At 64.2% G+C, this 22,081-nt stretch carries 22 protein-coding genes; 7 read left to right on the top strand and 15 right to left on the bottom strand.

Going from position 1 to position 22,081, the window contains the following annotated elements:
- Positions 1–12 precede the first annotated feature (12 nt).
- Both BLU32_RS00565 and BLU32_RS00560 read right to left on the bottom strand, forming a co-directional pair.
- Positions 13–363: a MarR family transcriptional regulator gene (locus tag BLU32_RS00565; protein ID WP_093804516.1), complete on the bottom strand. Its 351-nt coding sequence runs from the start codon at positions 361–363 to the stop codon at positions 13–15.
- A 110-nt stretch (positions 364–473) separates the two neighbouring features.
- Positions 474–1,859: a M17 family metallopeptidase gene (locus BLU32_RS00560; RefSeq protein WP_197673669.1), complete on the bottom strand. Its 1,386-nt coding sequence runs from the start codon at positions 1,857–1,859 to the stop codon at positions 474–476.
- 238 nt (positions 1,860–2,097) lie between these two features.
- On the opposite strand from BLU32_RS00560, the gene BLU32_RS00555 reads away from it, so the two are divergent.
- Positions 2,098–2,916 (top strand): tetratricopeptide repeat protein, encoded by an 819-nt coding sequence (locus BLU32_RS00555; protein WP_093804515.1) that lies wholly within the window; start codon positions 2,098–2,100, stop codon positions 2,914–2,916.
- 174 nt (positions 2,917–3,090) lie between these two features.
- Here BLU32_RS00555 and BLU32_RS00550 read toward each other — a convergent pair whose 3' ends face one another.
- The 9 genes from BLU32_RS00550 to BLU32_RS00510 all read right to left on the bottom strand — a co-directional run bounded on the left by BLU32_RS00550 (position 3,091) and on the right by BLU32_RS00510 (position 12,246).
- On the bottom strand, positions 3,091–4,077 hold the full coding sequence (locus BLU32_RS00550; RefSeq protein ID WP_093804514.1) for a type II secretion system F family protein: 987 nt from the start codon (positions 4,075–4,077) through the stop codon (positions 3,091–3,093).
- Positions 4,078–4,092: 15 nt separating this feature from the next.
- Positions 4,093–5,112, bottom strand: a complete 1,020-nt coding sequence (locus BLU32_RS00545; RefSeq protein WP_093804513.1) for a type II secretion system F family protein — start codon at positions 5,110–5,112, stop codon at positions 4,093–4,095.
- On the bottom strand, positions 5,105–6,613 hold the full coding sequence (locus tag BLU32_RS00540) for a CpaF family protein (protein ID WP_093804512.1): 1,509 nt from the start codon (positions 6,611–6,613) through the stop codon (positions 5,105–5,107). Before BLU32_RS00540 ends, BLU32_RS00545 begins: the two co-directional genes overlap by 8 nt.
- 89 nt (positions 6,614–6,702) lie before the next feature.
- Positions 6,703–8,019 (bottom strand): AAA family ATPase, encoded by a 1,317-nt coding sequence (locus tag BLU32_RS00535; protein WP_093804511.1) that lies wholly within the window; start codon positions 8,017–8,019, stop codon positions 6,703–6,705.
- Between the two features lie 20 nt (positions 8,020–8,039).
- Positions 8,040–8,804 carry a CpaD family pilus assembly protein gene (locus BLU32_RS00530; RefSeq protein WP_208976952.1) on the bottom strand — a complete coding sequence of 255 codons (765 nt, stop codon included), beginning with the start codon at positions 8,802–8,804 and terminating at the stop codon, positions 8,040–8,042.
- A 14-nt stretch (positions 8,805–8,818) separates the two neighbouring features.
- The gene (locus BLU32_RS00525) at positions 8,819–10,285 is read right to left on the bottom strand and encodes a type II and III secretion system protein family protein (RefSeq protein ID WP_197673668.1); all 1,467 of its coding nucleotides are present in this window, start codon (positions 10,283–10,285) and stop codon (positions 8,819–8,821) included.
- A gap of 12 nt (positions 10,286–10,297) precedes the next feature.
- Positions 10,298–11,074 (bottom strand): Flp pilus assembly protein CpaB, encoded by a 777-nt coding sequence (gene cpaB, locus BLU32_RS00520; RefSeq protein ID WP_093804509.1) that lies wholly within the window; start codon positions 11,072–11,074, stop codon positions 10,298–10,300.
- A 260-nt stretch (positions 11,075–11,334) separates the two neighbouring features.
- Complete coding sequence (locus tag BLU32_RS00515; RefSeq protein WP_093804508.1) at positions 11,335–11,841, bottom strand: prepilin peptidase; 507 nt, start codon at positions 11,839–11,841, stop codon at positions 11,335–11,337.
- A 219-nt stretch (positions 11,842–12,060) separates the two neighbouring features.
- Positions 12,061–12,246 carry a Flp family type IVb pilin gene (locus tag BLU32_RS00510; RefSeq protein ID WP_093804507.1) on the bottom strand — a complete coding sequence of 62 codons (186 nt, stop codon included), beginning with the start codon at positions 12,244–12,246 and terminating at the stop codon, positions 12,061–12,063.
- Positions 12,247–12,646: 400 nt separating this feature from the next.
- On the opposite strand from BLU32_RS00510, the gene BLU32_RS00505 reads away from it, so the two are divergent.
- From BLU32_RS00505 to BLU32_RS00485, 5 genes are all read left to right on the top strand, one after another.
- A complete protein-coding gene (locus tag BLU32_RS00505) occupies positions 12,647–13,135 on the top strand; it encodes a pilus assembly protein N-terminal domain-containing protein (protein ID WP_093810380.1) in 489 nt (162 codons plus the stop codon).
- Positions 13,136–13,174: 39 nt separating this feature from the next.
- Positions 13,175–13,762 carry a TadE/TadG family type IV pilus assembly protein gene (locus BLU32_RS00500; RefSeq protein ID WP_093804506.1) on the top strand — a complete coding sequence of 196 codons (588 nt, stop codon included), beginning with the start codon at positions 13,175–13,177 and terminating at the stop codon, positions 13,760–13,762.
- A gap of 2 nt (positions 13,763–13,764) precedes the next feature.
- Positions 13,765–14,358: a TadE/TadG family type IV pilus assembly protein gene (locus tag BLU32_RS00495; protein ID WP_093804505.1), complete on the top strand. Its 594-nt coding sequence runs from the start codon at positions 13,765–13,767 to the stop codon at positions 14,356–14,358.
- A gap of 413 nt (positions 14,359–14,771) precedes the next feature.
- Positions 14,772–16,217: a bifunctional enoyl-CoA hydratase/phosphate acetyltransferase gene (locus tag BLU32_RS00490; protein WP_093804504.1), complete on the top strand. Its 1,446-nt coding sequence runs from the start codon at positions 14,772–14,774 to the stop codon at positions 16,215–16,217.
- Positions 16,214–17,389, top strand: a complete 1,176-nt coding sequence (locus tag BLU32_RS00485; RefSeq protein WP_093804503.1) for an acetate/propionate family kinase — start codon at positions 16,214–16,216, stop codon at positions 17,387–17,389. Before BLU32_RS00490 ends, BLU32_RS00485 begins: the two co-directional genes overlap by 4 nt.
- Positions 17,390–17,396: 7 nt before the next feature.
- Here BLU32_RS00485 and BLU32_RS00480 read toward each other — a convergent pair whose 3' ends face one another.
- On the bottom strand, positions 17,397–18,608 hold the full coding sequence (locus BLU32_RS00480) for a phosphate/phosphite/phosphonate ABC transporter substrate-binding protein (protein WP_093804502.1): 1,212 nt from the start codon (positions 18,606–18,608) through the stop codon (positions 17,397–17,399).
- A gap of 63 nt (positions 18,609–18,671) precedes the next feature.
- Between BLU32_RS00480 and BLU32_RS00475 the strand changes: the two genes are divergently transcribed.
- Complete coding sequence (locus BLU32_RS00475; protein ID WP_093804501.1) at positions 18,672–19,301, top strand: HAD family phosphatase; 630 nt, start codon at positions 18,672–18,674, stop codon at positions 19,299–19,301.
- A gap of 2 nt (positions 19,302–19,303) precedes the next feature.
- On the opposite strand, the gene BLU32_RS00470 is transcribed toward BLU32_RS00475, so the two are convergent.
- The 3 genes from BLU32_RS00470 to BLU32_RS00460 form a co-directional block, all read right to left on the bottom strand.
- The gene (locus BLU32_RS00470) at positions 19,304–20,335 is read right to left on the bottom strand and encodes a histone deacetylase family protein (RefSeq protein ID WP_093804500.1); all 1,032 of its coding nucleotides are present in this window, start codon (positions 20,333–20,335) and stop codon (positions 19,304–19,306) included.
- Between the two features lie 140 nt (positions 20,336–20,475).
- Positions 20,476–20,997: a TIGR02281 family clan AA aspartic protease gene (locus tag BLU32_RS00465; RefSeq protein ID WP_093804499.1), complete on the bottom strand. Its 522-nt coding sequence runs from the start codon at positions 20,995–20,997 to the stop codon at positions 20,476–20,478.
- Positions 20,998–21,147: 150 nt separating this feature from the next.
- Complete coding sequence (locus BLU32_RS00460) at positions 21,148–22,074, bottom strand: ribokinase (RefSeq protein ID WP_093804498.1); 927 nt, start codon at positions 22,072–22,074, stop codon at positions 21,148–21,150.
- Positions 22,075–22,081 lie beyond the last annotated feature (7 nt).

Below are 22,081 nucleotides of genomic sequence, written 5' to 3'. Positions count from 1 at the left end.
TCGTCGGCTCGGTCAGCGGGGCATCGTCGCGGCCTTGGCAACGATCGTATCGGCAATCTCTTCCAGATAGAGCGCGCCGGCAACCGTTCGCGTGATCACGACGTTGCGGCGATCCGCCTCGTCGCGCTTGCGCGACAGGAGCTTCATCGCGCCCAGCGTGTCGAGCGCACGGGTGATCACCGGCTTGGTGACATTCAGCCGGGCGGCCAGCCCGCGTACCGTGTGCGGTGGCGATTCCAGATAGACTGTCAGCAGGATCGCCGTTTGGCGCGCCGTCAGGTCCTTGTCGCCATCGGTGACAAGCGCCATCGTGACGTCGTGCCACAGGCGCAACGCCTGAGAGGGCCGTATTTCGACACCCATCTTGTCCCCATCCGCTCACACATCACGAGCCAAACGCCCTTCGGCACTATGGAGCGAAATCGTTTCGGTTCCGTTATACGAAGCCGATCACCGTGCGCGGGGGCCTGTCCTCACGCAAAGCGCTCCGTTAGCAGCGCGAACAGCGCCCGGATCCCCTGTGCCTCGCCGCCGGCGGGACGGGCCGGACGCTCGGCGGGCGACCAGCCATAGATGTCGAAATGCACCCAGGTCGCCGCGTGTTCGACAAAGCGGGACAGAAACAGGGCCGCGGTGATCGACCCGGCAAAACCCGCACCGCTGGTGTTGATGTGATTGATGTCTGCGACACGGCTCTCAAGATAGCTCTCGTAGGGACGCCACAACGGCAGACGCCACAGCGGATCGCGCGTTTCGTCCGCCTTTGTGGCGAGGACACCGGCAAAGACCTCGTCGTCGGTAAAGAACGGCGGCAGTTCGGGGCCAAGCGCGACACGCGCCGCGCCCGTCAGCGTCGCCATGTCGATCAGGATCTCGGGCTTTTCCTCGTCGGCAAGCGTGAGTGCATCGCCCAGCACAAGCCGGCCCTCCGCATCCGTGTTGCCGATCTCGACCCGCAAACCCTTGCGGCTGTCGAGGATGTCGCCCGGACGGAAGGCCGAGCCGGAAATGGCGTTCTCGACGGCCGGAATCAGCACGCGCAGGCGCACCGGCAGGTTCGCCGCCATGATCATGGAGGCAAGACCCAGCACATTGGCCGCGCCGCCCATGTCCTTCTTCATCAAGGCCATGCCGCTTGCCGGCTTGATGTCGAGACCGCCGGTATCAAACACCACGCCCTTGCCGACCAGCGTCACCTTCGGCGCATCGTCCGCGCCCCAGACCGCGTCGACCAGACGTGGCGCACGACTGCTGGCGCGGCCCACCGCGTGGATCATCGGGAATCCGTCGGCAACCAGCGCCTCGCCTTCCACCACGCGAGTCGACCCGCCATGAATGGCGAAAAGCTCGCGCGCGGCGGCTGCGAGCTCGGCAGGACCGAGGTCATTTGCCGGCGTATTGATCAGGTCGCGGGCAAGCGAGACGCCGTCGAGAAGAATGCCGAGCGCCTCGGCATCATCGCCTTTATCGAGGACGATGACCGGCGGGCGCTGCGTCGATGGTCTCCGGTAGCGATCGAACCGGTAGGACGAAAGCGCGAAGGCGAGCAGCGTTTCCTGCCGCGCATTGCCCTCAAGCTGAAGCGCGTAATCGCCGGCGGGAAGCTTGCGCGCCAGATCTCCGGCGGCAAAGCCCGGATCCTCAGGGTCGGCCACGCCGAACAGTGCGGCCGCCGCCGAACCGCCCTCGCCCGGCACCAGCAGGAGTTGACCGACTGCGGCCTCGAACCCGTTGGCGGCGGCCCATTCGCCGGCACGAGACCCCAGCCGCCCGAGCGCCTCGGTGCAGCCCGCCTTGTCGACGAGGTGAAGGGGAACCGGGTTCAGGGCGGGATCGAAGGCACGCAGGGACTGGCGCAAGGTCTTGAGCCTCGTGTTGGAAACAGGAAGGAACCGCCGTTAAAGCATGAAGCCCCATGTGCCCGCAATCCGCCGACCCTGCGCCGGCAGATTTCCGACGGGGCGTCCGTCGCTGGAAAGCGGATCACACGACCAAATACTCGAGACGCCGGCGCTTAACGAAGCATTAGGGTTAACGACGTATTGATGGGGGTGCGCAATTTGCAAACCCGTCTTTCGCGTTGAGGAGCCTGGCACCATGCCATCCACGCGCCGTCATCGGGGACGCTCCGTCCCCAGCCACATCGTTCTCGCCCTGTCGCTGGCGGCAGCGCTTGCCGTCACCGGTTGCGCCTCGTCCAAGCGATCCGTCGGCACGCATGCGAGCGCCACCCAGGGCTATGCCGCGCCGGGCTCCGATGCCGCGCGCCAGGCCGTCGGCTATTGGGGAAAGGCCTATGAGAAATCCCCCGACAACCGCGAAAACATCCTGAACTATGCTGCGGCCCTCAGGCGCAACGGCCAGGTCCCGCAGGCCGAGGCGGTCTTGCGCAAGGCAGTGATCAACAAGCAAAGCGACCGCGACGTCGCTGCGGCCTATGGCAAGGTGCTGGCGATGAGCGGCAAGCTGCCGGAAGCACTTCAGGTGATCAAGGGCGCCCAGACCCCCACCCGGCCCGACTGGCGCCTTCTCTCAGCGGAAGCGGCGATCGAAGACCAGATCGGCAACACCAACAAGGCCCGCTCGCTCTACGGCCAGGCGCTCAAGATCGCGCCCGACGAACCGAGCCTTTTGAATAACCTTGCCATGTCCTATCTGCTTGCCGGCGAAGTGAAACAGGCCGAGGAGATCCTCCAGAAAGCCGCCGCCAGCCCCAAGGCCGACAGTCGCATCCGGCAGAATCTCGCGCTGTCGATCGGATTGCAGGGACGCTTTCAGGAAGCCGAAAGCGTGGCCCGCTCGGAAATCGACCCGGCGCAGGCCAATCAAAACATCGCCTATCTGAAGTCGATGCTGGCACAGCGCAATTCCTGGGCGGAAATCTCGGACGCCGAGAAGAAGAAACGCGGCGGTTAACCGCACGGGCGCACCGCTTCACCAAGCACAATTTCAATCGAAAAGGCCTCCGGGATCATCCGGAGGCCTTTTGGTGTTCAGACCCGGCTACCGCACAAACGGCCTGGACCCGGCGTTTTCCGTCATGGAGAGCTTCGTCACTGGCCCCGTGCATGGGCCAAAGCGTCAGGATGATCAGTCGAACGTGGCGAGCGCCTGGATAATCACCGGGCCGATGATCACGGCAAGAAGCACGGGCAGGAAGAACACGATCATCGGAACCGTCAGCTTGGGCGGCAGTGCGGCGGCCTTTTTCTCGGCAGCCTGCATGCGCTGCGCGCGGTTTTCATCGGCCATCACCCGCAATGCCTGGGAAACCGGCGTGCCGTAACGCTCCGCCTGGATCAGCGCGAGCGACACGTTCTTGACGCCTTCCAGACCCGTGCGCTTTGCCAGGTTTTCGTAAGCAAGCCGCCGTTCGCCGAGGTAGGAGAGCTCTGCATTGGTCAGCGTCAATTCCTCGGCAAGTGCGATCGACTGCACGCCGATTTCCTCCGACACCTTGCGGAAGGCAACCTCGATGGACATGCCCGATTCCACACAAATCAGCATGAGATCAAGCGCATCCGGCCAGGCCCGGTTGATCGACAGCTGACGATTCTGGATCCGGTTCTTGAGATAAAGATCCGGCGCATAGTAGCCGATGAAGGCGATCACGCTTGCGATCAGCACATTGAACATCGGCGGATGCTCGAGCTGCAGGACAACGAAAGTGTAGAACACCGCAACAAGGAACAGCACCACCGGCATGACGAGGCGGGCGAAGAGAAACGTATAGAGCGGCTTGGTGCCGCGATAGCCAGCCTGAATCAGACGCATCTTCGTGTGCTCGTCCGACATCAGGTTCTTCAGGTTCAGCCGGTCGACGATGTGCTGCATCTGCTGCTTGGGCTGATTGCGCAAGGACACACGGGCATTGGCTTTTTCGTCGGCCATGCGTGCGCGTTCGCGGGCGCGCATCTGGTCGCGCTCCAGAGCCACCGACTTCATGCGGCTCTTGAGCTTGTCGCCCTCCAGCAGCGGCATCACCAGCACGAAGACGGTGCCGGCGACCGCGACCATCGTCAGGACGGCGATGATCATCTGCTGGTTCATCAAGTCCGAGAAATTCAGTCCCATCATGGCCGGGCCTTCAGGTCAGAAGTCAAAGTTGATCATCTTTTTCATGATCACCATTCCCGTGATCATCCACACGCCGGAAAAGCCGAGGATCATGTTGCCGGCCGGGTCGGTGAACAGCAGCATGATGTAAGCGGGGCTCGTCAGAGACAGCACGCCGACGACGAGGAAAGGAAGCGAGCCGATGATGGCGGCCGAGGATTTCGCCTCCTGGCTCATCGCCTGGATCTTGCCCTTCATCGCCTTGCGCTCGCGCAGCACCTTGGACAGGTTTCCAAGCGCCTCCGACAGGGAGCCGCCGGCCTGGGACTGAATGGCGACCACGATCGCCAGGAAGTTCGCTTCGGCGACCGGCATGCGCTGGGGAAGCTTGGCGATCGCCTCGCTCAGGGTAACGCCCATGGTCTGCGCCTCGATCAGGCGGCGAAACTCCGTCTGGATCGGATCGCGCGCCTCGGCGGCGACGATCTGGATGCATTCCGCCAGCGGCAAACCCGCCTTGGTGCCGCGCACGATGACATCGACGGCATTCGGCAATTCGTTGAGAAACGCATCGATGCGCTTTTTCTTCTTGCGCCCCAGATAAAAGCGCGGAATTCCGAAGAAGCCGACGAAGGCGAAGCCCGCGTTGACGATGATAGACGAGGTGATCGATAGACCGATCACCATCAAAACAATGCCGCTGATAGCGGAAAAAATATAGAACCTGCGCTTGGTCCAGGTCAGTCCGGCCTGTTCAATGCGTTCTTCAAGGGTGAGACGCGCCTGTTTGTCCTTGCGCTTCTTTTCCCGCGCCTCGAAGTCGCGAAGCTGGTCCTGAACGGACTTGCGGCGCCGGTCGTTGTCCTTCAGGAGGCGGGCGGCATCGATGGTCGTGGCTCGGCTGGAGACGGACTTGAGCCGCTTGTCGCGCTGCTTCTCGCCCGTCAGCATCGGCTGAAGCAATGCATAGAGAATGCCGCCGATGGAAAAGGCGGCAAGCAGGGCCGTCGCCAGCATGGTCAACTCGGGCGAGAGCAGGTCCTGCAGCTCAGACATTGCCATCCTCCCGCACTTCCGCCGCGTCGAGGGCGGCGGCCAGACGCTGCTCCTCGCCGAAATAGCGAGCCTTTTCCCAGAACTTCGGCCGGCCGATGCCGGTGGAACGATGCCGCCCGATCAGCTTGCCGTTCGGGTCCTCGCCGAGGATGTCGTAGAGGAACACGTCCTGGGTGATGATGACGTCGCCTTCCATGCCCATCACTTCGGAGACATGCGTAATGCGGCGCGAGCCGTCGCGCAGGCGCTGCGCCTGGACGATCACGTCGATGGACGACACGATCATCTCGCGCAGGGTCTTTGAGGGGAGCGAGAAGCCGCCCATCGTGATCATCGATTCCAGACGCGAAAGGGCCTCGCGCGGGCTGTTGGCGTGCAGCGTGCCCATCGACCCGTCATGGCCGGTGTTCATCGCCTGCAGCAGATCGAAGGCCTCGGGTCCGCGCACCTCACCGACGATGATGCGCTCGGGCCGCATGCGCAGGCAGTTCTTGACCAGATCGCGCATGGTCACCTCGCCCTCGCCTTCCAGGTTGGGGGGGCGGGTTTCAAGACGCACCACATGCGGCTGCTGCAACTGAAGCTCCGCCGCATCCTCGCAGGTGATGATGCGTTCGGTGGAATCGATGTAGGCCGTCAGGCAATTGAGCAGCGTCGTCTTGCCCGAGCCGGTACCGCCGGAGATCAGCACGTTGCACCGGCTGCGGCCGATGATCTCCAGGACAGTGGCGCCTTCCGGCGACACGGAATTGAACTGGACAAGCTGCTTGAGCGTCAGCTTGTCCTTCTTGAACTTGCGAATGGTCAGCGTCGGGCCGTCGATCGCCAGCGGCGGGGCAATGACGTTGACACGCGACCCATCGATAAGGCGGGCATCACAGATCGGGCTGGATTCATCAACGCGGCGGCCGACCTGGCTGACGATCCGCTGGCAGATGTTCATCAGCTGCTTGTTGTCGCGGAAGCGGACGCTGGTCTGCTGCATCTTGCCCTGGGTCTCGATGTAGACCGTGTCCGCGCCGTTCACCATGATGTCGGCGATGTCGTCGCGAGCGAGCAGCGGCTCCAGCGGCCCGTAGCCGAGGACGTCGTTGCAAATGTCCTCCAGCAGATCTTCCTGCTCGGAGATCGACATGACGACGTTCTTGAGCGCGATGATGTCATTGACGACGTCGCGGATTTCCTCGCGCGCATCCTCCGGCGACAGCCGCGTCAGCATCGACAGGTCGATGGCCTCGACCAGCGCGTTGAAGATCGATGCCTTGGTTGCATAATAATCGTTGGAACGCCGCTGCGCGGGCTTTTCCGGCGCAGGCTCCGGCGCCTTTGGCTGGGGAGCGGGCTGCACGGCGGCGACCGGCCCCGGGCCCCCGCCGTTGGCCTCATCCCGCTCGGGAGCGACATCCGCGCGCGTTTCGGCCGCCGGTCCCGCCGGGGGGGCGGCGGGAGCCTTGGGGCGGGGAGCCGCCGTTCCAGGAGTTGCGCCACGTCGACCGAACATTTTCACCTGCTCTCAACTGCGTTCATCGAAAACCGCGGAGGAAAAATTCCGCGCCGCGCGCTGCCGGCTCCGGGCCGCCAGTCCGCGCCCTAACCTTTCTTCAGCAACCGGCTCATGATCGCGCCGAGCGCCAGACTCTTTTGTTTCTGGATTTCACCGCGGCCCGTGACGAGCTGCGAAATCTGATCGAACATCGCCGCGCTTGGATGCTTCTCATCCTGCTCGCCGATCATTTGCCCGTTGTTCGCTGCCGTTCCGAACAGGAGAGGTTCGAAGGGCACCACAGCAACCGCATCTAGACCAAGAGCATCGGTGAACTCGCCCACCTTGATCTCGGGTCGCTTGGGCACATTCACCCGGTTCATCACCAGACGAGGCGCGGCATCGTTGGGGCGCAACTGGCGCAGCGTGTCGACCATGTTCTTGGCGTTGCGCAGGTTGGCCAGATCCGGCTCGGCAACGATCACCACCTCGTCGACATTCGCCAGCAGCCGGCGGATCCAGGATGACCATCCGTGGGGAATATCGAGGATGACCGCCGGGGCGCCTGCCTGCATCACATCGACGAGACCGTCGAAACTGGTCTCGCCATGATCGTAGGCGCGCTCCAGGGAGGCCGGCGCGGCAAGCAGGCTGAGCCGTTCCGCGCATTTCGACAGCAACCGGTCAAGCATGGTCTCGTCCAGCCGCTCAGGCGACGACACCGCCTCGAAAACGCCCTGCAGTGGGTCCTGATTGAAGTCCAGTCCGGCGGTGCCGAAAGCAAGATCGAGGTCGGCGAGAACAACGTCGCTCTCGTAGACGCGGGCGATCGACCAGGCGACATTGTGCGCCACAGTGGAGGCGCCGACGCCCCCCTTGGCGCCGATGAAGCCGATCGTGCGTCCGAGCGGTTCGGACTCCGGGCTGACATAGAGTTCGCCGATCGCGCCGATCACCTGGAAGAGATCGATCGGAGCCACCAGATAATCGCTGACACCGCGATGGATGAGATCGCGGTACAGCGACACGTCATTGACGTGGCCGATCACGACAACCTTCGTGCCCGCGTCGCAGACTTCCGCCAGACGCTCCAGTCCCTCGATCAACCCGTCCGGATCCATCAGGCTTTCGATCATGATCAGGTTCGGCGTCGGAGCGGTAGAATAGAAATCCGCCGCAGCCGCGATCCCGCCCTTGTGAACCTTCACATGCGCCTTGGCCATGCGGCGATCCTGGGACGCGCGTTCGATGGCGCCGGCGACATCGTCGCTTTCGCAAAATGCCTGGATCGCGATGCGCGGCACCGCTTTCAGATCGACCGTGTCGGCCGGCGGCGGCGGCGCGGCCACATCCGTTTCCCGGTCCGCCTCGTCGACCGCGCGCTGGGTGTCCTCACCCATGTCCTCGAATGCCAGCGTGTTCATGCGTCCTGCTCCTCCCGGGATCAGTTTCCGGCTGCGTCGGAAATCTGCGCGCCGTCACCCTGCTTGTATTCCGATGCCGTCTGCTCGCCATTGCGGTACTTTTCGTAGACGACGCCACGGCGCATCTGGTCACCCGGCTCCATCGCGCGCGGGTAGAGCAGGTCGGACGGATTGTCGACCATTGCAGCCAGGTTCGCCTGGGCGCTGCAGCCGAAATTGTGATACTGCGTGTTGTTCAACTGCGGATTGTGCTTCGTCGCCGACCCGCCGCCGTTGATACTGGCCGGCCACTGCCCGCAAGGCCCCGCGCTGGCCTGAATGCCGGTGTAGGCGAGGCGAACGGGTGCGGCGATGCCGCCGTCATTGACGCTGTAGCTGCGTGTTGCAATCCGTTTGGACGGAACACCACCGCGGGCAAGCGCCTTGCGGATCTGCGGCAGAACGGCATGAACCGCCGCCTCGTTGCGCGACCCCGACGGGGCGATGACCTCCACCGATCCGCCGCCGCGCGAGCGCGCATCCCGGGCGAAACTCGACACCACTGCGGCGAGCTGCGGCGAAAGATGCCGCATGCCGCTGCCGATCGGCAGGTCCAGCGTCTTGGTGCCTTCGCCGACCACGATGGGATGGCGCAGCCGGTAGTCGTTGGCGGCAAGCGCGGAGGTGGTCGGCGCCTGGCTCTGGCAGCCTGCGGCGAGAAGCGCTGCGAGAACCGCCACGGCGGGCATGACCGGCCGGCTCGGGCGCGCTGCCGCTGCGCGGCGCTGTGCGGTCTTTGCATTCATCGGTGCGATCCCCATCATTCGTAGATAAAGCCGACCTGGCCGTGATAGCCGCCCTCGGCCGGGCTACCGGACACGCGATAGACGCGGTTCAGGCGGTTCAGGAAAATCGTGTCCCCGTCCGTGGCCGGGGCGAAGTTCTTCGTCGGTTCGACGAGTTCGGAACGCGCCACGGGGCGCACGGTGTAGGGCGTGACGAAAACGGCGAGTTCGGTCTCCTGGCGCAGGAAGTCACGGCTCTTGAACAGCGCGCCCAGAATGGGCACCTGCATCAGGCCGGGCACGCCGTTGAGGTCCTGCTTGTAGGATTCCTTCAACAGACCGGCCATCACCAGCGTGCCGCCGGAGGGCAGTTCGACGGTGGATTCAGCGCGCCGCACCTTCAGCGCCGGGATCGACAAGGTGCCGATGCTGACCGCGCCTTCCTGCGTGATCTCGGAGACTTCCGTCTTGACGCGAAGGGAAATGCGGCCGCCGCTGAGGACCACCGGTGTGAAATCAAGCCCGACGCCGAATTTCTTGAACTCGACCGTGATCCGGTTGTTGTCCTGGGAAATCGGGATCGGGAATTCGCCGCCGGCAAGGAAGCTGGCGTTCTCGCCCGATATCGCCGTCAGCGTGGGCTCGGCGAGCGTGCGGATCACGCCGTCGCGCTGCAAGGCCTCGATATTGGCCTTGAGCTGTGTGCCGCCGGCGACGAAACCGGAGGTGGAGTTGGGATTGGTGGGGTCGAACAGGCCGGCGGCCGAACGGCCGGTGACGTTGGAGTTGACCGTATAGGGCGGTGCGTTGTTGAAGCCGATGTTGTAGTTGCCGATGCCGATGTTGCCGCCGAGATTGACGCCGAGCTGCTTGATGATCGATCGCTCGACCTCGGCAACGGTCACCTTCAGATGCACCTGGTCCTTGCCGGTCACCGAAATCATGTTGAGAACCGGGAGGCCTTCGCCTTCCTTGCGGGAGAAGCGCGCGGCAAGATCGGCCGCCCTTTGTGCCTCCGCCGTGCTCGCGGCCGTCCCGCTCAGCACCATGTTGCCGTTCACCGATTCGGCGCGGATCTGGGCCCCGGGAATGGAGCGCCGGATCATCGCATTGAGATCGGTCGTGTCGTTTTCGACAGCGAGATCGAAACTCGCGATCTGGTTGCCGGCACGCCCGAACAGAAACAGGCTCGCCTGCCCCGCCTTGTTGCCGAAGACGAAGACCCGGCGCGCGCTGCGCACCACCGCGTCGGCCACTTCCGGATTGGAGACGATGACGTCGCTGACTTCCTCGCCGAGGTTTATGACGACCGACCGGCCGAGACCGACCTGCAGGATCCGTCCCGAAACCCGCTCGCCGGCGGCGATCGTCACGGATTTCGGATACCCTTCCGCCAGGCCTTGCGTGGGCAAACCCAGGCCGCCGAGGGCCAGCACGAAGGCGAGGCCGATGCCGAGGAAACGTTGAGCAACCATTCTAGTTCTCCTTGACGTCATTGCCATACCCGCCCTGTTCTAGCGCTGGGTCTGCATCTGGCCGGTAACGCCGAATTTCACGAAGTTCACACCGCCGCCGATCACGTCCTGCTCCGCATCGTCAGCCGAATCCTCGACGCTGCGCAGGACCAGCGAGATCGTGCCGAGCTGCGTCGCCTGGGCAACGACCTCCGCCTGGTTGGGCACGAGTTCGAGCGTCGCGGTCTGGCCGGGGGGCAACGCCTTTTCCTCCTGCTCGCCTGCCGTGATCGTGTCGATCGCGAGCACGCGCACATTCTGGAGGATTGTTTCACTGGTGAAATTGTTGCCGCCACGCTGACCCGACTGGCGGGTGAGAATGACATCGACCTTGTCGCCGGGAAGAATGAAACCGCCGGCCGAGGTCAACGCTTCCACCGAAACAGCGATCGCCCGCTTTCCCTTCGGCAGGATCGACGACATGAAGCCGCGGTCGCTTGAAATCAGACGCTCCTCGCGCAGCGGCTCGCCGGAATAGACGGGAGCCTTTGCGATCCGTCCCGCGATTTCGCCAATTGCGTCGGGACGATCCGATCTCAGGATCGCATTGAGCGGGGTGAGATCGCGCGGCCAGTTCGTCCATGCCAGATCGGCTTCGCTGACATGTTGACCGAGTTCGATGTCGCGACCCGCCACGAGAACTTCGTCCTTCTCGACGGATTCCGCGACGACAACCGGCTCGGACGAGGGTTCACTGTCGGAGGTCATTACCATGCGCGCAACCAGCAGGCCTGCACCCAGCGAAACACCCAAAATGGCCAAACGAGCGATCTTCATGACTGTTACCCGCACTCAATCGATTTCGTGTCGCCGGCAGAAACGCCAACGACCATCCTGCCGATACTGTGGGGGGCAAATGGTCAAGACATGGTTAATCAGGTGTGATCAATGTAGATGAATGAATTTTAAAGCTTTTGCATTTGGAGAATCGTTCTCCGCAACGTTTATTTTCTGTTAATATTTATCGGGCCTGACGCCGGTTCCACCGCCATCCGTTCCGGAGGCAGGCGGGTCGCCGTTCCACACAGGTCGGGGCGTCATGTCAGAGCCTGGAACCACACGCTTTCGGGATAGGCCTGAAGGGCAGCGACAGACAGCGCGATGCCGTAGGGAACGCCGGTGCGCTGATCATGCAGATGCAACAGCCAGTCGGCCCGTCCGGCCGGGATCGGCAGAACCGGGACCTGGCGAAACATCAACAGTCCCAGCGTCAGGACCGCACCATAGAGGCCGGCAAGCGTCACGAAGACGAGAAGGGCCGGGGTAAAGCCGAGCCAAAGCGCCACGACGGTCATGATCTTGGCATCGCCCCCGCCCATCCAGCCGAAGGCAAAGAAGACAAGGCAAAGCGACAGCGCGGCCAGACCCGCGAGGACATGAAAGGCAATGTCGGCCGCGCCAAGTCCGATGAAGGGGGCAAGCACCGCGAAACCGGCAATCAGAAGCAGCGAAACGCGATTGGGGATCGTCATCGTGAACAGGTCGGAGGCGCCGGCAAATGCCAGCAGGCAGGGAAAGATCACCAGCAGAGCCGCTTCGAGCATGTTCCGTTCCTCTTCAACGCCAACCCGTTTCGAGCATTCATCACACAGGTCGCTTAAAGCGCGGTTTACGTGTCCGTAAAACCCACGGTCATCCACGTGACCTGTGCTGCAAAAGAAAACGGGCGGCACAGGCCGCCCGCTTGTTCGTGCCGGACGAGCCGGCCGGTTCGCTGAGAGCGGTCACCGGCCGGGTCCATTCGCAGTGCGGGAAATCCCGTTTTAGTTGACGTTCGCCTTGGCGGCCGTCAGCTTCGTCGACACCGTCGTGAAGATGGCGGAGATCGACGTACCGGCGGTGGTGACAGCGGTCACGATGCCGATGGAGATGAGACCAGCGATCAGGCCGTATTCGATCGCGGTGGCACCGGATTCGTCATTGGCGAAACGTGCGAAGAGATTTTTCATTTGTTGGCTCCTAACTTCCACTTGTTTTGACAGCACCATCTTGTCGACCGTTTTTCTGTTTTGCTTGGTCGCTCTAAGATGTTGCCAATATAGGAGTCACAAGTTGCCACTTGGTTAAATTCGGAAAACAGAGAAAAAACAATTCTCCCCGAAGTATTCATGGTTAATGCATTACAAATACGTTCGACTTAATTTTAACCAACCGCTTCAGTGCCTGCGGACAGGCTTGCCCGCCATCCCAGGCCCCACCGGACGAGCCCGCCCGGGACTTGGTAAACGGCCCGGCCTCCTCTGAATTAACGATAGCGGCGAATCGCAACGAAGCGAGTGTCTGCGTTAGCGGTTCCTTCACCAATATCCTTCACGTTCGGGTAGGAATTCTTTGAAGGAGCCGATGGAAATGTCGCCTTTCCGCTTGATTTCACCCAAGTCGCTTGTCGGCGCACTTGCATTTGCGGCCGCCCTCGCCGGATCGCCTCTCGAGGGCAATGCGCAGGAAAGCGCCGTGCAGGTGATGACCGACAGGGCCAAGGTGTTTCGCATCGATGCCCCTGCCGACACCGTGATCGTGGGCAATCCGGCGATCGCCGACGTGACCATGTACGACCGCCAGACGGTCGTCGTGACGGGCAAACTCTATGGCACCACAAACCTGGTGATCCTGGACGCCAAGGGCGAACCGATCATCGACGAGGTGATCACGGTGAGCGCGCCCGAGGCCGACATCGTCACCGTTCACCGCAACACGGCGCGCACGTCCTACTCCTGCGCGCCCGCCTGCGAGCCGGTGATGCGCGTTGGCGACACGGAAGCCAGCTATGAACTGACAAACAAGCAGGCGACCGCGCGCACGCAGATGTCCGAGCAGGCCGCAGGCGTCACCCAGTAGACAACCGCAGACGGCAGCAAGGTTCGAACGAGGGATTTGATGAACGAGGTTTCGGCACGTTGTTCGGCGCGCAGGAGCAGGCCCACACGTCGGCGCCTGCTCACGCTGCTTCTGCGCGACCGGGAGGGAACGACGGCGATCGAGTTCGGCTTCGTCGCCATTCCCTTCTTCCTGCTGTTGTTCGGCCTGATCGAGATCGGCTTGTCGCTTTTTGCCGACCAGGTCCTGAACAATGCCGTCCTCGATGCCGCACGGCTGATCCGGACCGGACAGGCCCATTCGCAGGGATTTGACAGCGGGGCCTTCAAGGCGAAGGTAATGGAGAGCATGTCCGGCTTTCCGGTGAGCGAAGATCGGCTGTCGATCGACGTGGAGCGCATCAACTCGTTTTCCGGCTATTCGCCGAAGCCGCTCATCGACGACGGCAAGATTACCGAAGACACCGCATACAACCATGGCGAGGCCGGCGACATCATCATCGTGCGCGCGCTCTACCGCTGGCCCATGGTGTCGTCCCTGATGAAGACCAATTTCGCGGACCTGGGCTCCGGCGACCGGCTCCTGGTGGCGACCGCCGTCTTCCGCAACGAACCCTTCCCCTGGACAACCCAGAAGCCGGGGAGTTGAGCGTGACCTCCCTCCTTTTCCGCTTTCGCAGCGGCACCCGTGGTGTCGCCCGGCTTTCTCGCCTTTGCAGCGACACCCGTGGTGTCGCCGCGGTCGAGTTCGCGCTGGTCCTTCCGTTCATGCTGCTGCTGTTTCTCGGCATGGTGGAGATGAATTCGGCGCTTACGCTGGATCGCAAGGTCAGTCAGACGGCGAGCGCCCTGGCTGATCTCGTGGCGCAAACCGACAAGCTGTCGTCCGCCCAGATCAACGACCTGATGGAAATTTCCGAGGCGATGCTCGCGCCCTATCCCTCAAGCGGGATCAAGCTCGTGGTTGCCAGCGTCTGGATGAAAGACGTCAACAAGCCACAGGTCGTCTGGAGCCGGGGGACAAACACCAGCGGCTGGAGCAAGAATTCCCCGCCCCCGATCGATATTCCGGAAAGCCTGACGAAGCAGAAGGACACCTATCTGATCGTCTCACAGGCAAACTACACGTATCGCCCGACCTTCGCGGCGATCCTCAAGGATGTCTTCAGCTCCGAAACGATCGAGTTGAGCGACACCTATTTCATGCGTCCGCGCATCAGCACCAACGTCGAGTGCTGCAACTGATCGTACTGCCTCGCACCTGAGATCCTGGGCAACGCTTCCATGAACAGGTCCCCAAATCAGGTGTGGACTGTTTCAGGCTCCAGAAGGCGTTTGCAATGGCCCGTTTTGACACGAGTGATGCCCGATGGCCTGCACTCCGGCCACTTGTTTCCAGATAGATGCGTAACGTTGGCCGTGTTGACTGCCCGTATGGGCGGGCGACAGGACCCTTCTGCACATCGTTCGTCCAGGGGTTTGGCCATGTGCGCTGCCGGTTCCGCCTTGTTTACGGGTCTGCGTACTGATCGGACGGCGTCGAGACACGGGTCCCGTTTCACTCCCGCTTCACAATCGTGCCATACATCCGGGAGACATCCGCACTGCGGGCGGAATCGGGTACGACCGCGCGGAAGCATGAGCAGGGACACATCAATATGGCACAAAACCGGATCTATGACGAACTCGTCATCGGCGAAACCGCCTCGCTCACGCGGTTTCTGACCGCAAACGATCTCTTTGTCTTTGCCCATGCATCCGGCAACATCAATCCGGTGCATATTCCCGACATCGACTGGACCGGCGACGGCAAGAAGGACGATCCCGTCGCCCCGTCAATGTGGGTTGGGTCGCTGATTTCCTCCGTCCTCGGCAATGTGTTGCCTGGACCGGGAACCGTCTACCGCAAGCAGACCTTCAACTTCCGCGCGCCCGTCCATCTGGGCGACAAGCTCACCGTCAGCGCCACAGTGGCGGCCAAGGAGGCCGAGGGCGTCGTGCGCCTGGACACGCAGGTGACCCGCTCCGACGGCACGGTGATCGCCGATGGCGAGGCCGTCGTCGTCGCGCCATCCACGCGCATCACTTTCGATGCATCCGCTCTTCCCGGCATCCTGGTGGAGCGCCATCAGCATTTCGACCGGCTCACCGAGCTTGTCCGCCCGCTGCCGCCGCTTCCCGTGGCCGTGGTCGCACCCGACGACGCCAATGCACTCGGCGGAGCGCTCATGGCCGCGCGCGAGGGACTGATCGCCCCGATCCTGGTCGGCAACGCAGCCGCCATCGAAGCCGCGGCCCAAAGCCTCGGAAGCAACCTGTCCGGGCTGGAGATCATCGATGTCGCCTCGGACGAGCAGGCCGCGGCAAAGGGCGTCGCGCTTGTGCACGAAGGGCGCGCGCGCGCGCTGATGAAAGGCCATCTGCACACGGACGTGTTGTTGCGCCACGTCGTCAAGCGCGACGGCGGCCTGCGGACCGGCAAGCGTCTCAGCCACTGCTTCGTGATGGATATTCCCGGGCGTCCGTCGCCGGTGATCATTTCCGATGCGGCCATCAATATCGCCCCGGACCTCGCCGCCAAGGTCGACATCGTCCAGAATGCCATCGACATGGGCCGCGCGCTTGGGATCGCAACGCCGAAGGTCGGCATTCTCTCGGCCATCGAGACCGTGAACCCGGCGATGCCTTCGACGCTCGACGCGGCCGTCCTGTCCAAGATGGCGGAGCGCGGGCAGATCACGGGCGGCATCGTCGACGGACCTCTGGCCATGGACAATGCCATCGACGTGCAAGCGGCGAAAACGAAGGGCATCACCTCGCTCGTCGCGGGTCACGCGGATGTGCTGATCGCGCCCAATCTGGAGGCCGGCAACATGCTGGCCAAGGAACTGACCTTCATTGCCCATGCGGAGGCGGCCGGCCTTGTGATCGGTGCCTCGGTGCCGGTGATCCTGACCAGCCGCGCAGACGATGCCCGCGCACGGCTTGCCTCCTGCACGCTTGCGCTTCTCTACGATCACTGGCAGCGCAACGGCGAAGCACTTGCGCCCTTCGACATCACCCCGCTGGACGAACAGGACGATACTGCGGAGCCCCGGCAATGAATGCGACACGCGCCATCCTGGTGCTCAACGCCGGGTCCTCATCGATCAAGTTCCAGCTGTTTAAGGGAGACCACTCGTTGCTTCGGGGACAGGTCGACGGCCTGGGAACCGATCCGCATCTTTTGGTCCATGACGATGCAGGCACTGCCCTCGCCGACCGGGTGCTGTCCGCCGCCGACGCCGCCTGTCACGAGACCGCGCTTGGCGCCATCGTCGCCGTCCTGGAAAGACACGCGCCGGATATCGCGATCCGCGCCGTCGGCCACCGGGTGGTTCACGGCGGCCCGGACCATGCCGATCCCGTGATCATCGACGACACGCTGCTGGAGACCCTTGCCGGGCTCGAGCCGCTTGCCCCCCTGCACCAGCCGCACAATCTGGCCGGCATCCGCGCGGCACAGACGGCCTTTCCCGGCACGCCGCAGATCGCGTGTTTCGACACGGCGTTTCATCGCGGCCATCCGCGCGTGGTCGATACATTCGCCCTGCCGGCAGCCTTCTACGACGAGGGCGTGCGGCGCTACGGCTTTCACGGCCTGTCGTATGAATTCGTTGCCGGACGGCTTGCCGAGATCGCGCCGGAGCTCGCGCAGGGGCGCGTCGTCATCGCGCATCTGGGAAATGGCGCGTCCATGTGCGCCCTCCGGAACGGCAGGAGCGTATCGACGAGCATGGGGTTTTCCGCGCTCGACGGCCTGCCGATGGGCACGCGCTGCGGGCAGATCGACCCCGGCGTGCTCATCTACCTGATGCAGGAACGCGGCATGGACGGCGATGCCATCTCCGATCTCCTCTATCATCGCTCGGGGCTGGCCGGCCTTTCGGGGGTCTCCTCCGACATGCGCACGCTTGAAGCGTCAAGCGATCCGGGCGCGGAACTCGCCATCGCGCATTTCGCGCTGCGCATCCGCCGCGAGACCGGCGCGCTCGCCGCCATCCTCGGCGGACTGGACGCCTTTGTCTTCACCGGCGGGATCGGCGAGCATTCCGCCGCGCTGCGCGCGCGTGTCTGCGCGGAAATGGACTGGCTCGGCCTCGCCCTGGACGCGGACGCCAATCGCGCGCAGGACACCCGCCTGTCCCCGCAGAACGCTGCGGTCGCCGTCTATCGCATCGAGACGGACGAGGAGCGGATGATCGCGCGCCAGGCACGCCGGCTCATCGACGTCTGATCGCGCCTCAGCGAAGCTCCCCCGCCGCGCCGCCGAGCGGACGCAGCCGACCCCGTGCCCCGTTTCCGCTTTCCGCAAAGGTCGCCAGGACGGGCGCAAAGTCCTCGTGCGTGACCGGCACGAAGCCATGGGGCGACACCTTTAAGGCATCTCTCGGCGACACTGCTGCATCGCGCACCAGAAGCTCCACCAGCGCATGACGGATCTCGACGGGAACGCTGTCATGCACGACATGCGGCGCATTGGGGATCTGCGGCGACGTCCAGACGATCCTGAGGGCGGGCGCGCCTTCGCCACGCAATTCCGCAAGGTCGCGCAGGGTGCCCCGGGAGTAACCGGTCCGCGCGTCGCCGCGCAGCGACGACCAGCCGAACGCGACATCGGCCTCGCCCGCCAGAACGGCAGCAGCCGCCGCGCGCGGACTGTCGAACGCCCGAACGCTTGCGAAATCTCTGTCGGGATCGAGACCCTCCGCCTTCATCGCCGCGAGCGGCACCCGGTAGCCCGCCGTCGAGACGGGCCGCGCCGTGGCAAGACGCGCGCCGGCCAGATCCTTGAGGGTTCGAAACGGCGCACCTTTCGCCACAAGCGCGACCGCATGCCACCCGGCCGCCCCGTCAGCGCTGCGCGGAACGAAAAGCGGCATGACGCAGGAACAGCGCCGGTAAGCCGCCGCATAAGCGGAGGCCGACAGGGGAGCGTAGTCGATCTCGCCGCGGATCAATGCGCCTTGCAGACGCGACAGATCCCGGTAGGCGACCAGGTGAACGGGAATGCGAAGGCCCGCCTCAAGCGCCGCGCGAAACGGTTCTGCGACTCGAAAATCCTCGCTCGCCGGATCGAGCACCAGACCGACGCGCAAGACAGGCAGGAGCGCCAGACGTGCGCGGTCGAAGGCAGTCTCTCCCGGACCCGGGCCGTCGTCGTCGCCAAGGAAATCGTCACCCGGCGATCCGATATCGTCCGACGCCAGATCCCCTTCGCGCGCCTCCGGCGTCTCCGCATACGGCCAGTTGACGTCGTCGTCCCGCCCCACCGGCGCGGCGAACGCGGGTGTCCCCCGATCCGTCACAGATCCACCGGGACCGTCCGAGATCCCGGTCTGGGCCCGCACCGGCCCGGTCGCGATGCCCGCGGTCAGGAGGACGGCACACAGGCGAACCGTCAGAGCGGCCATCGTGGTCTGCGGCCCGCTTGCCGGGGCCGTGCCGTTTCGCATGCCGTTTGTCACCGTCTCGTGCCGTTTTCCGTGGCAGACTTCGAATCACCTGAAGGAGCCATCATGCCACGCACACCCGACACGGTCGTCTTCGATATCGGCAATGTCCTGATCCGCTGGGACCCGCGCGCGCTCTACCGGGAGATCTTTCCCGACCCACAGGAGATGGCGTATTTCCTGGAGGTCGTCTGCCCGCCGGAGTTCAATCTTAGCCTTGACCGGGGCCGCAGCTTCAAGGACGGGATCGCGGAGCGTCTTGCGCTCCATCCCGAGCACGCCGAGGCCATCACCGCCTGGGACGAAAGATGGCAGGAGATGGTTCCCGGCGCGATCACCGAAAGCGTCGCACTTCTCCAAGACCTGCGCGAGGCGGACGTTCCGCTCTACGCGATCACCAATTTCTCGCGCGAGAAATTCGCCGAGTGCGAGATCCGCTTCCCCTTCCTCAAGGAATCCTTCGCCGACGTGGTCGTTTCCGCGCATGAAGGCGTCGTCAAGCCGGATCCGGCGATCTACGAGGTGCTGTTTTCGCGCAATGCGCTCGTGCCGGAGCAGACGATCTTCATCGACGACAGCGCCGCCAATGTCGCCGCCGCGCGGGAGTTCGGCATGCACGCCCATCATTTCATCGGCGCGGACGGCCTGCGCGCGGTTCTCGAGGAACATGGCTTCCCGCTTGCGCAGCGCGGCTGACGTCAGGCGTTCGCGAAGCCCGAAAGCGCGTTGACGCAGTTCACGCCAAGCGCATCGACCGCATAGCCGCCCTCCATCACGAAGACCGTCGGCAGGCCGGCGCGGCCAAGTGCGGCCCCCATGCGGGTGAAGTCCTCACCGGTCAGGCGGAACTTCGAGATCGGATCGTTCTGGTAGGGATCGAGACCGAGCGAGACGATCAGCGTGTCCGGGCGATGCCCTTCAATGCGCGTCAGCGCTGCGTCGAGCGCTGCCGACCAGATGCGCCAGTCCGCGCCGAGTTCCAGCGGATAATTGGCGTTGAACCCCTCGCCCGCCCCGGCGCCGGTCTCGTCGGCATGGCCGAGAAAATACGGATACTCCTCGCGCGGATCGGCATGGATCGACAGGAAGAGCACGTCGTCGCGCTCGTAGAAGATCGACTGCGTGCCATTGCCGTGGTGGTAGTCGACATCGAGCACCGCGACCCGTTCGGCGCCTGCATCGCGCAGCCACTGCGCGGCGATCGCGGCGTTGTTCAGGAAACAATAGCCGCCGTAATAGTCGGCCGCCGCATGATGTCCGGGCGGGCGGCACAGCGCGAAGGCGGACTGTTCGCCGCCGGCGACGAGCCGGGCCGTCGTCAGCGCGGAATTGGCGCTGGCGCGGGCGGCGGCAAAGGTGTGCTCGCCAAGTGGCGTGCCGGCATCGAAGGAAAACCGTCCCAGCAGACCGTCGATATGATCCGGGGCCGGATCGCTGCGCAGTCCCCTCACGGGCCAGACGAAAGGAAACGCCTCGCCGGAACGCCCGGCGTTGGTCCAGCGGGTCCAGAAGCTTTCCAGAAACGCCAGATAGTCGGCATCGTGAACACGCTCCAGCGGCGCCATGCCGAAATCGTCGGGCTCGAGCACCGCGCCGAACCCGGTTTGCAGGATGCGGTCGCGCACCATCTCCGCACGCGCCGGGATCTCCACCGCCGGCTGCAGCGCGCCGTCGGAGATCTCATGCGTGGGATTGTGGGCCAGCTGGCCCATCGAGAAGATCGTTTTCATGCTTCGGGTCCCCACCCTGTCAGCCGCGCATCGCCCCGTTCGACGGCGGGAGGCCACTGCCCCTGCCTGTCGCTGATATCCTTCCTGCCGAACGGCTGCAACCCGACTTCAAGGCGATAGGGAGAGACTGCGGCAAACGCCTACTGGATCAGCCGCATCGTGCCGGAGCGAATGTCGACGGTCCTGAGCCGGTTGAGCGCCGACATGCCGATCAGCGGGATCTCCAGCGCACCCGCCGGCATCACCAGTGCCTCGACGTTTTTCATGCGGATGCTGCCAAGGCGCATCTCGCGCAATCGCACGGGAGCTGCAAGCGCCATGCCGTTGGCGGTCCTGACGCGAACCGTATAGTCGGATGCCCCCGGCGCTACGCCCGCGCGGCGGGCGACATCATGGGGAAGTGCGACGGCCGAGGCTCCCGTATCGATCAGCGACTGGACGGGTCGGCCGTTGAAATGGGCGCTCACCTGGAAATGACCGTTGTGTCCTGCCTTGAGAACGAGCGTGCGCAGTCCGGAAGATGCCTGCGATGCGTTGCTGTCACCGTCATCAACCCGCGCGGCGGCGAGGAGCCGGCCGTCGTCCAGAATGTCTCGTGCCAGGTCCGGGCCGAAGGCCGCGGCCGCCAAAACGACAATCGCAATGATCAGGTAGCGTCCCATCGGTCCCTCTTCGCCCTTGCGCGGATGGATGGAAACATTCTGCGCCGGGACGGGTTAAGGGAGGGCTGAATGGTCGGGAAAACAGCCATTCTGGGTTTGCAAAGGGTTACCGCATTCTCCGGCTTTTTAACCAAGCGCCGCAAGCCATGCCTACGACGCGGTCGTGCGCTCGCAGGTGAGCGTGTCGGCGAGAGCGGAAATTGCGCCTGCGTCCGGCGAAGACGTCTGTGCGCCCGTTGCCGTACAGGCCAGCGCGCCGGCGGCGGTGCCCTCGCACAGCGCGCGCGGCACTCCCTCCCCGCGATCGAGCGCCGCCGAGAGGGCTCCAACGAAAGCATCCCCGGCGCCCGTGGTATCGACGACCTCGATGCGCGGTGCCGCAACCCGCCAGCCGTTCTGCCCGAGGCGCGCGATGACCCCACGCGGGCCGAGCGTGACGACGCTCAGTCGTTCCGGCCCGCTGAGCGCGGCACAGAACGCATCGGCAGACGAACCGGGAGCCGCCCCCCTCGCAATGCCAAGCTCCGCCGCCTCGATCTCATTCGCGACGACGACACCCACGGAATCGACGAGATCCGCCAGATCCGCGTCGCCAGACGGCGCCGCGTTAAGCAATACGAACGCGCAGGCCTCCCTTGCCCGTGCCACCGCCTCACGGATCGGCTCGGCGCGCAGCTCGCGCTGCAGGACAAGGAATGTCTCGGGCGAAAGCTCGCCCTCCAGCCAGTCGGCGGCAACGCGCGCGTTCACCCCGCTTGCGCACATGATCAGGTTCTCGCCATCCGGTGCGACACCGATCATCGCCAACCCGGTGGTTCCCTCGAGATGGCGCACGCGCGAGAGATCGACACCGGCGGCCTCGAGATTGGCGAGCGCGGGGCCTGCATGCGCGTCCTCGCCCACCGCGCCGATCATGCGCACCCGGGCGCCTGCGCGGGCCGCGGCCAGCGCCTGATTGGCGCCCTTGCCGCCGGCAAAGCTCTGATGATCGGGCCCGACAATTGTTTCGCCCGGCGCCGGCAGGCGCGGCAGCGACACGACAAGATCGAGATTGATCGACCCGAAAACCGTGATCATGTCCGTG

Source organism: Stappia sp. ES.058, from assembly GCF_900105595.1.
Lineage (GTDB): Bacteria > Pseudomonadota > Alphaproteobacteria > Rhizobiales > Stappiaceae > Stappia.
The sequence above is the reverse complement of the archived record's forward strand: the minus strand, read 5'-3'. Positions and strand labels throughout refer to the sequence as shown.

What these genes read in the sequence shown, in the direction of transcription:
- BLU32_RS00565 (WP_093804516.1), bottom strand. Translation starts at nt 363, where the DNA reads ATGGGTGTCGAAATACGGCCCTCTCAGGCGTTGCGCCTGTGGCACGAC.
- BLU32_RS00555 (WP_093804515.1), top strand. Translation starts at nt 2,098, where the DNA reads ATGCCATCCACGCGCCGTCATCGGGGACGCTCCGTCCCCAGCCACATC.
- BLU32_RS00550 (WP_093804514.1), bottom strand. Translation starts at nt 4,077, where the DNA reads ATGATGGGACTGAATTTCTCGGACTTGATGAACCAGCAGATGATCATC.
- BLU32_RS00545 (WP_093804513.1), bottom strand. Translation starts at nt 5,112, where the DNA reads ATGTCTGAGCTGCAGGACCTGCTCTCGCCCGAGTTGACCATGCTGGCG.
- BLU32_RS00540 (WP_093804512.1), bottom strand. Translation starts at nt 6,613, where the DNA reads ATGTTCGGTCGACGTGGCGCAACTCCTGGAACGGCGGCTCCCCGCCCC.
- BLU32_RS00535 (WP_093804511.1), bottom strand. Translation starts at nt 8,019, where the DNA reads ATGAACACGCTGGCATTCGAGGACATGGGTGAGGACACCCAGCGCGCG.
- BLU32_RS00530 (WP_208976952.1), bottom strand. Translation starts at nt 8,804, where the DNA reads ATGAATGCAAAGACCGCACAGCGCCGCGCAGCGGCAGCGCGCCCGAGC.
- BLU32_RS00525 (WP_197673668.1), bottom strand. Translation starts at nt 10,285, where the DNA reads ATGGCAATGACGTCAAGGAGAACTAGAATGGTTGCTCAACGTTTCCTC.
- cpaB (WP_093804509.1), bottom strand. Translation starts at nt 11,074, where the DNA reads ATGAAGATCGCTCGTTTGGCCATTTTGGGTGTTTCGCTGGGTGCAGGC.
- BLU32_RS00515 (WP_093804508.1), bottom strand. Translation starts at nt 11,841, where the DNA reads ATGCTCGAAGCGGCTCTGCTGGTGATCTTTCCCTGCCTGCTGGCATTT.
- BLU32_RS00510 (WP_093804507.1), bottom strand. Translation starts at nt 12,246, where the DNA reads ATGAAAAATCTCTTCGCACGTTTCGCCAATGACGAATCCGGTGCCACC.
- BLU32_RS00505 (WP_093810380.1), top strand. Translation starts at nt 12,647, where the DNA reads ATGTCGCCTTTCCGCTTGATTTCACCCAAGTCGCTTGTCGGCGCACTT.
- BLU32_RS00500 (WP_093804506.1), top strand. Translation starts at nt 13,175, where the DNA reads ATGAACGAGGTTTCGGCACGTTGTTCGGCGCGCAGGAGCAGGCCCACA.
- BLU32_RS00490 (WP_093804504.1), top strand. Translation starts at nt 14,772, where the DNA reads ATGGCACAAAACCGGATCTATGACGAACTCGTCATCGGCGAAACCGCC.
- BLU32_RS00485 (WP_093804503.1), top strand. Translation starts at nt 16,214, where the DNA reads ATGAATGCGACACGCGCCATCCTGGTGCTCAACGCCGGGTCCTCATCG.
- BLU32_RS00480 (WP_093804502.1), bottom strand. Translation starts at nt 18,608, where the DNA reads ATGCGAAACGGCACGGCCCCGGCAAGCGGGCCGCAGACCACGATGGCC.
- BLU32_RS00475 (WP_093804501.1), top strand. Translation starts at nt 18,672, where the DNA reads ATGCCACGCACACCCGACACGGTCGTCTTCGATATCGGCAATGTCCTG.
- BLU32_RS00470 (WP_093804500.1), bottom strand. Translation starts at nt 20,335, where the DNA reads ATGAAAACGATCTTCTCGATGGGCCAGCTGGCCCACAATCCCACGCAT.
- BLU32_RS00465 (WP_093804499.1), bottom strand. Translation starts at nt 20,997, where the DNA reads ATGGGACGCTACCTGATCATTGCGATTGTCGTTTTGGCGGCCGCGGCC.
- BLU32_RS00460 (WP_093804498.1), bottom strand. Translation starts at nt 22,074, where the DNA reads ATGATCACGGTTTTCGGGTCGATCAATCTCGATCTTGTCGTGTCGCTG.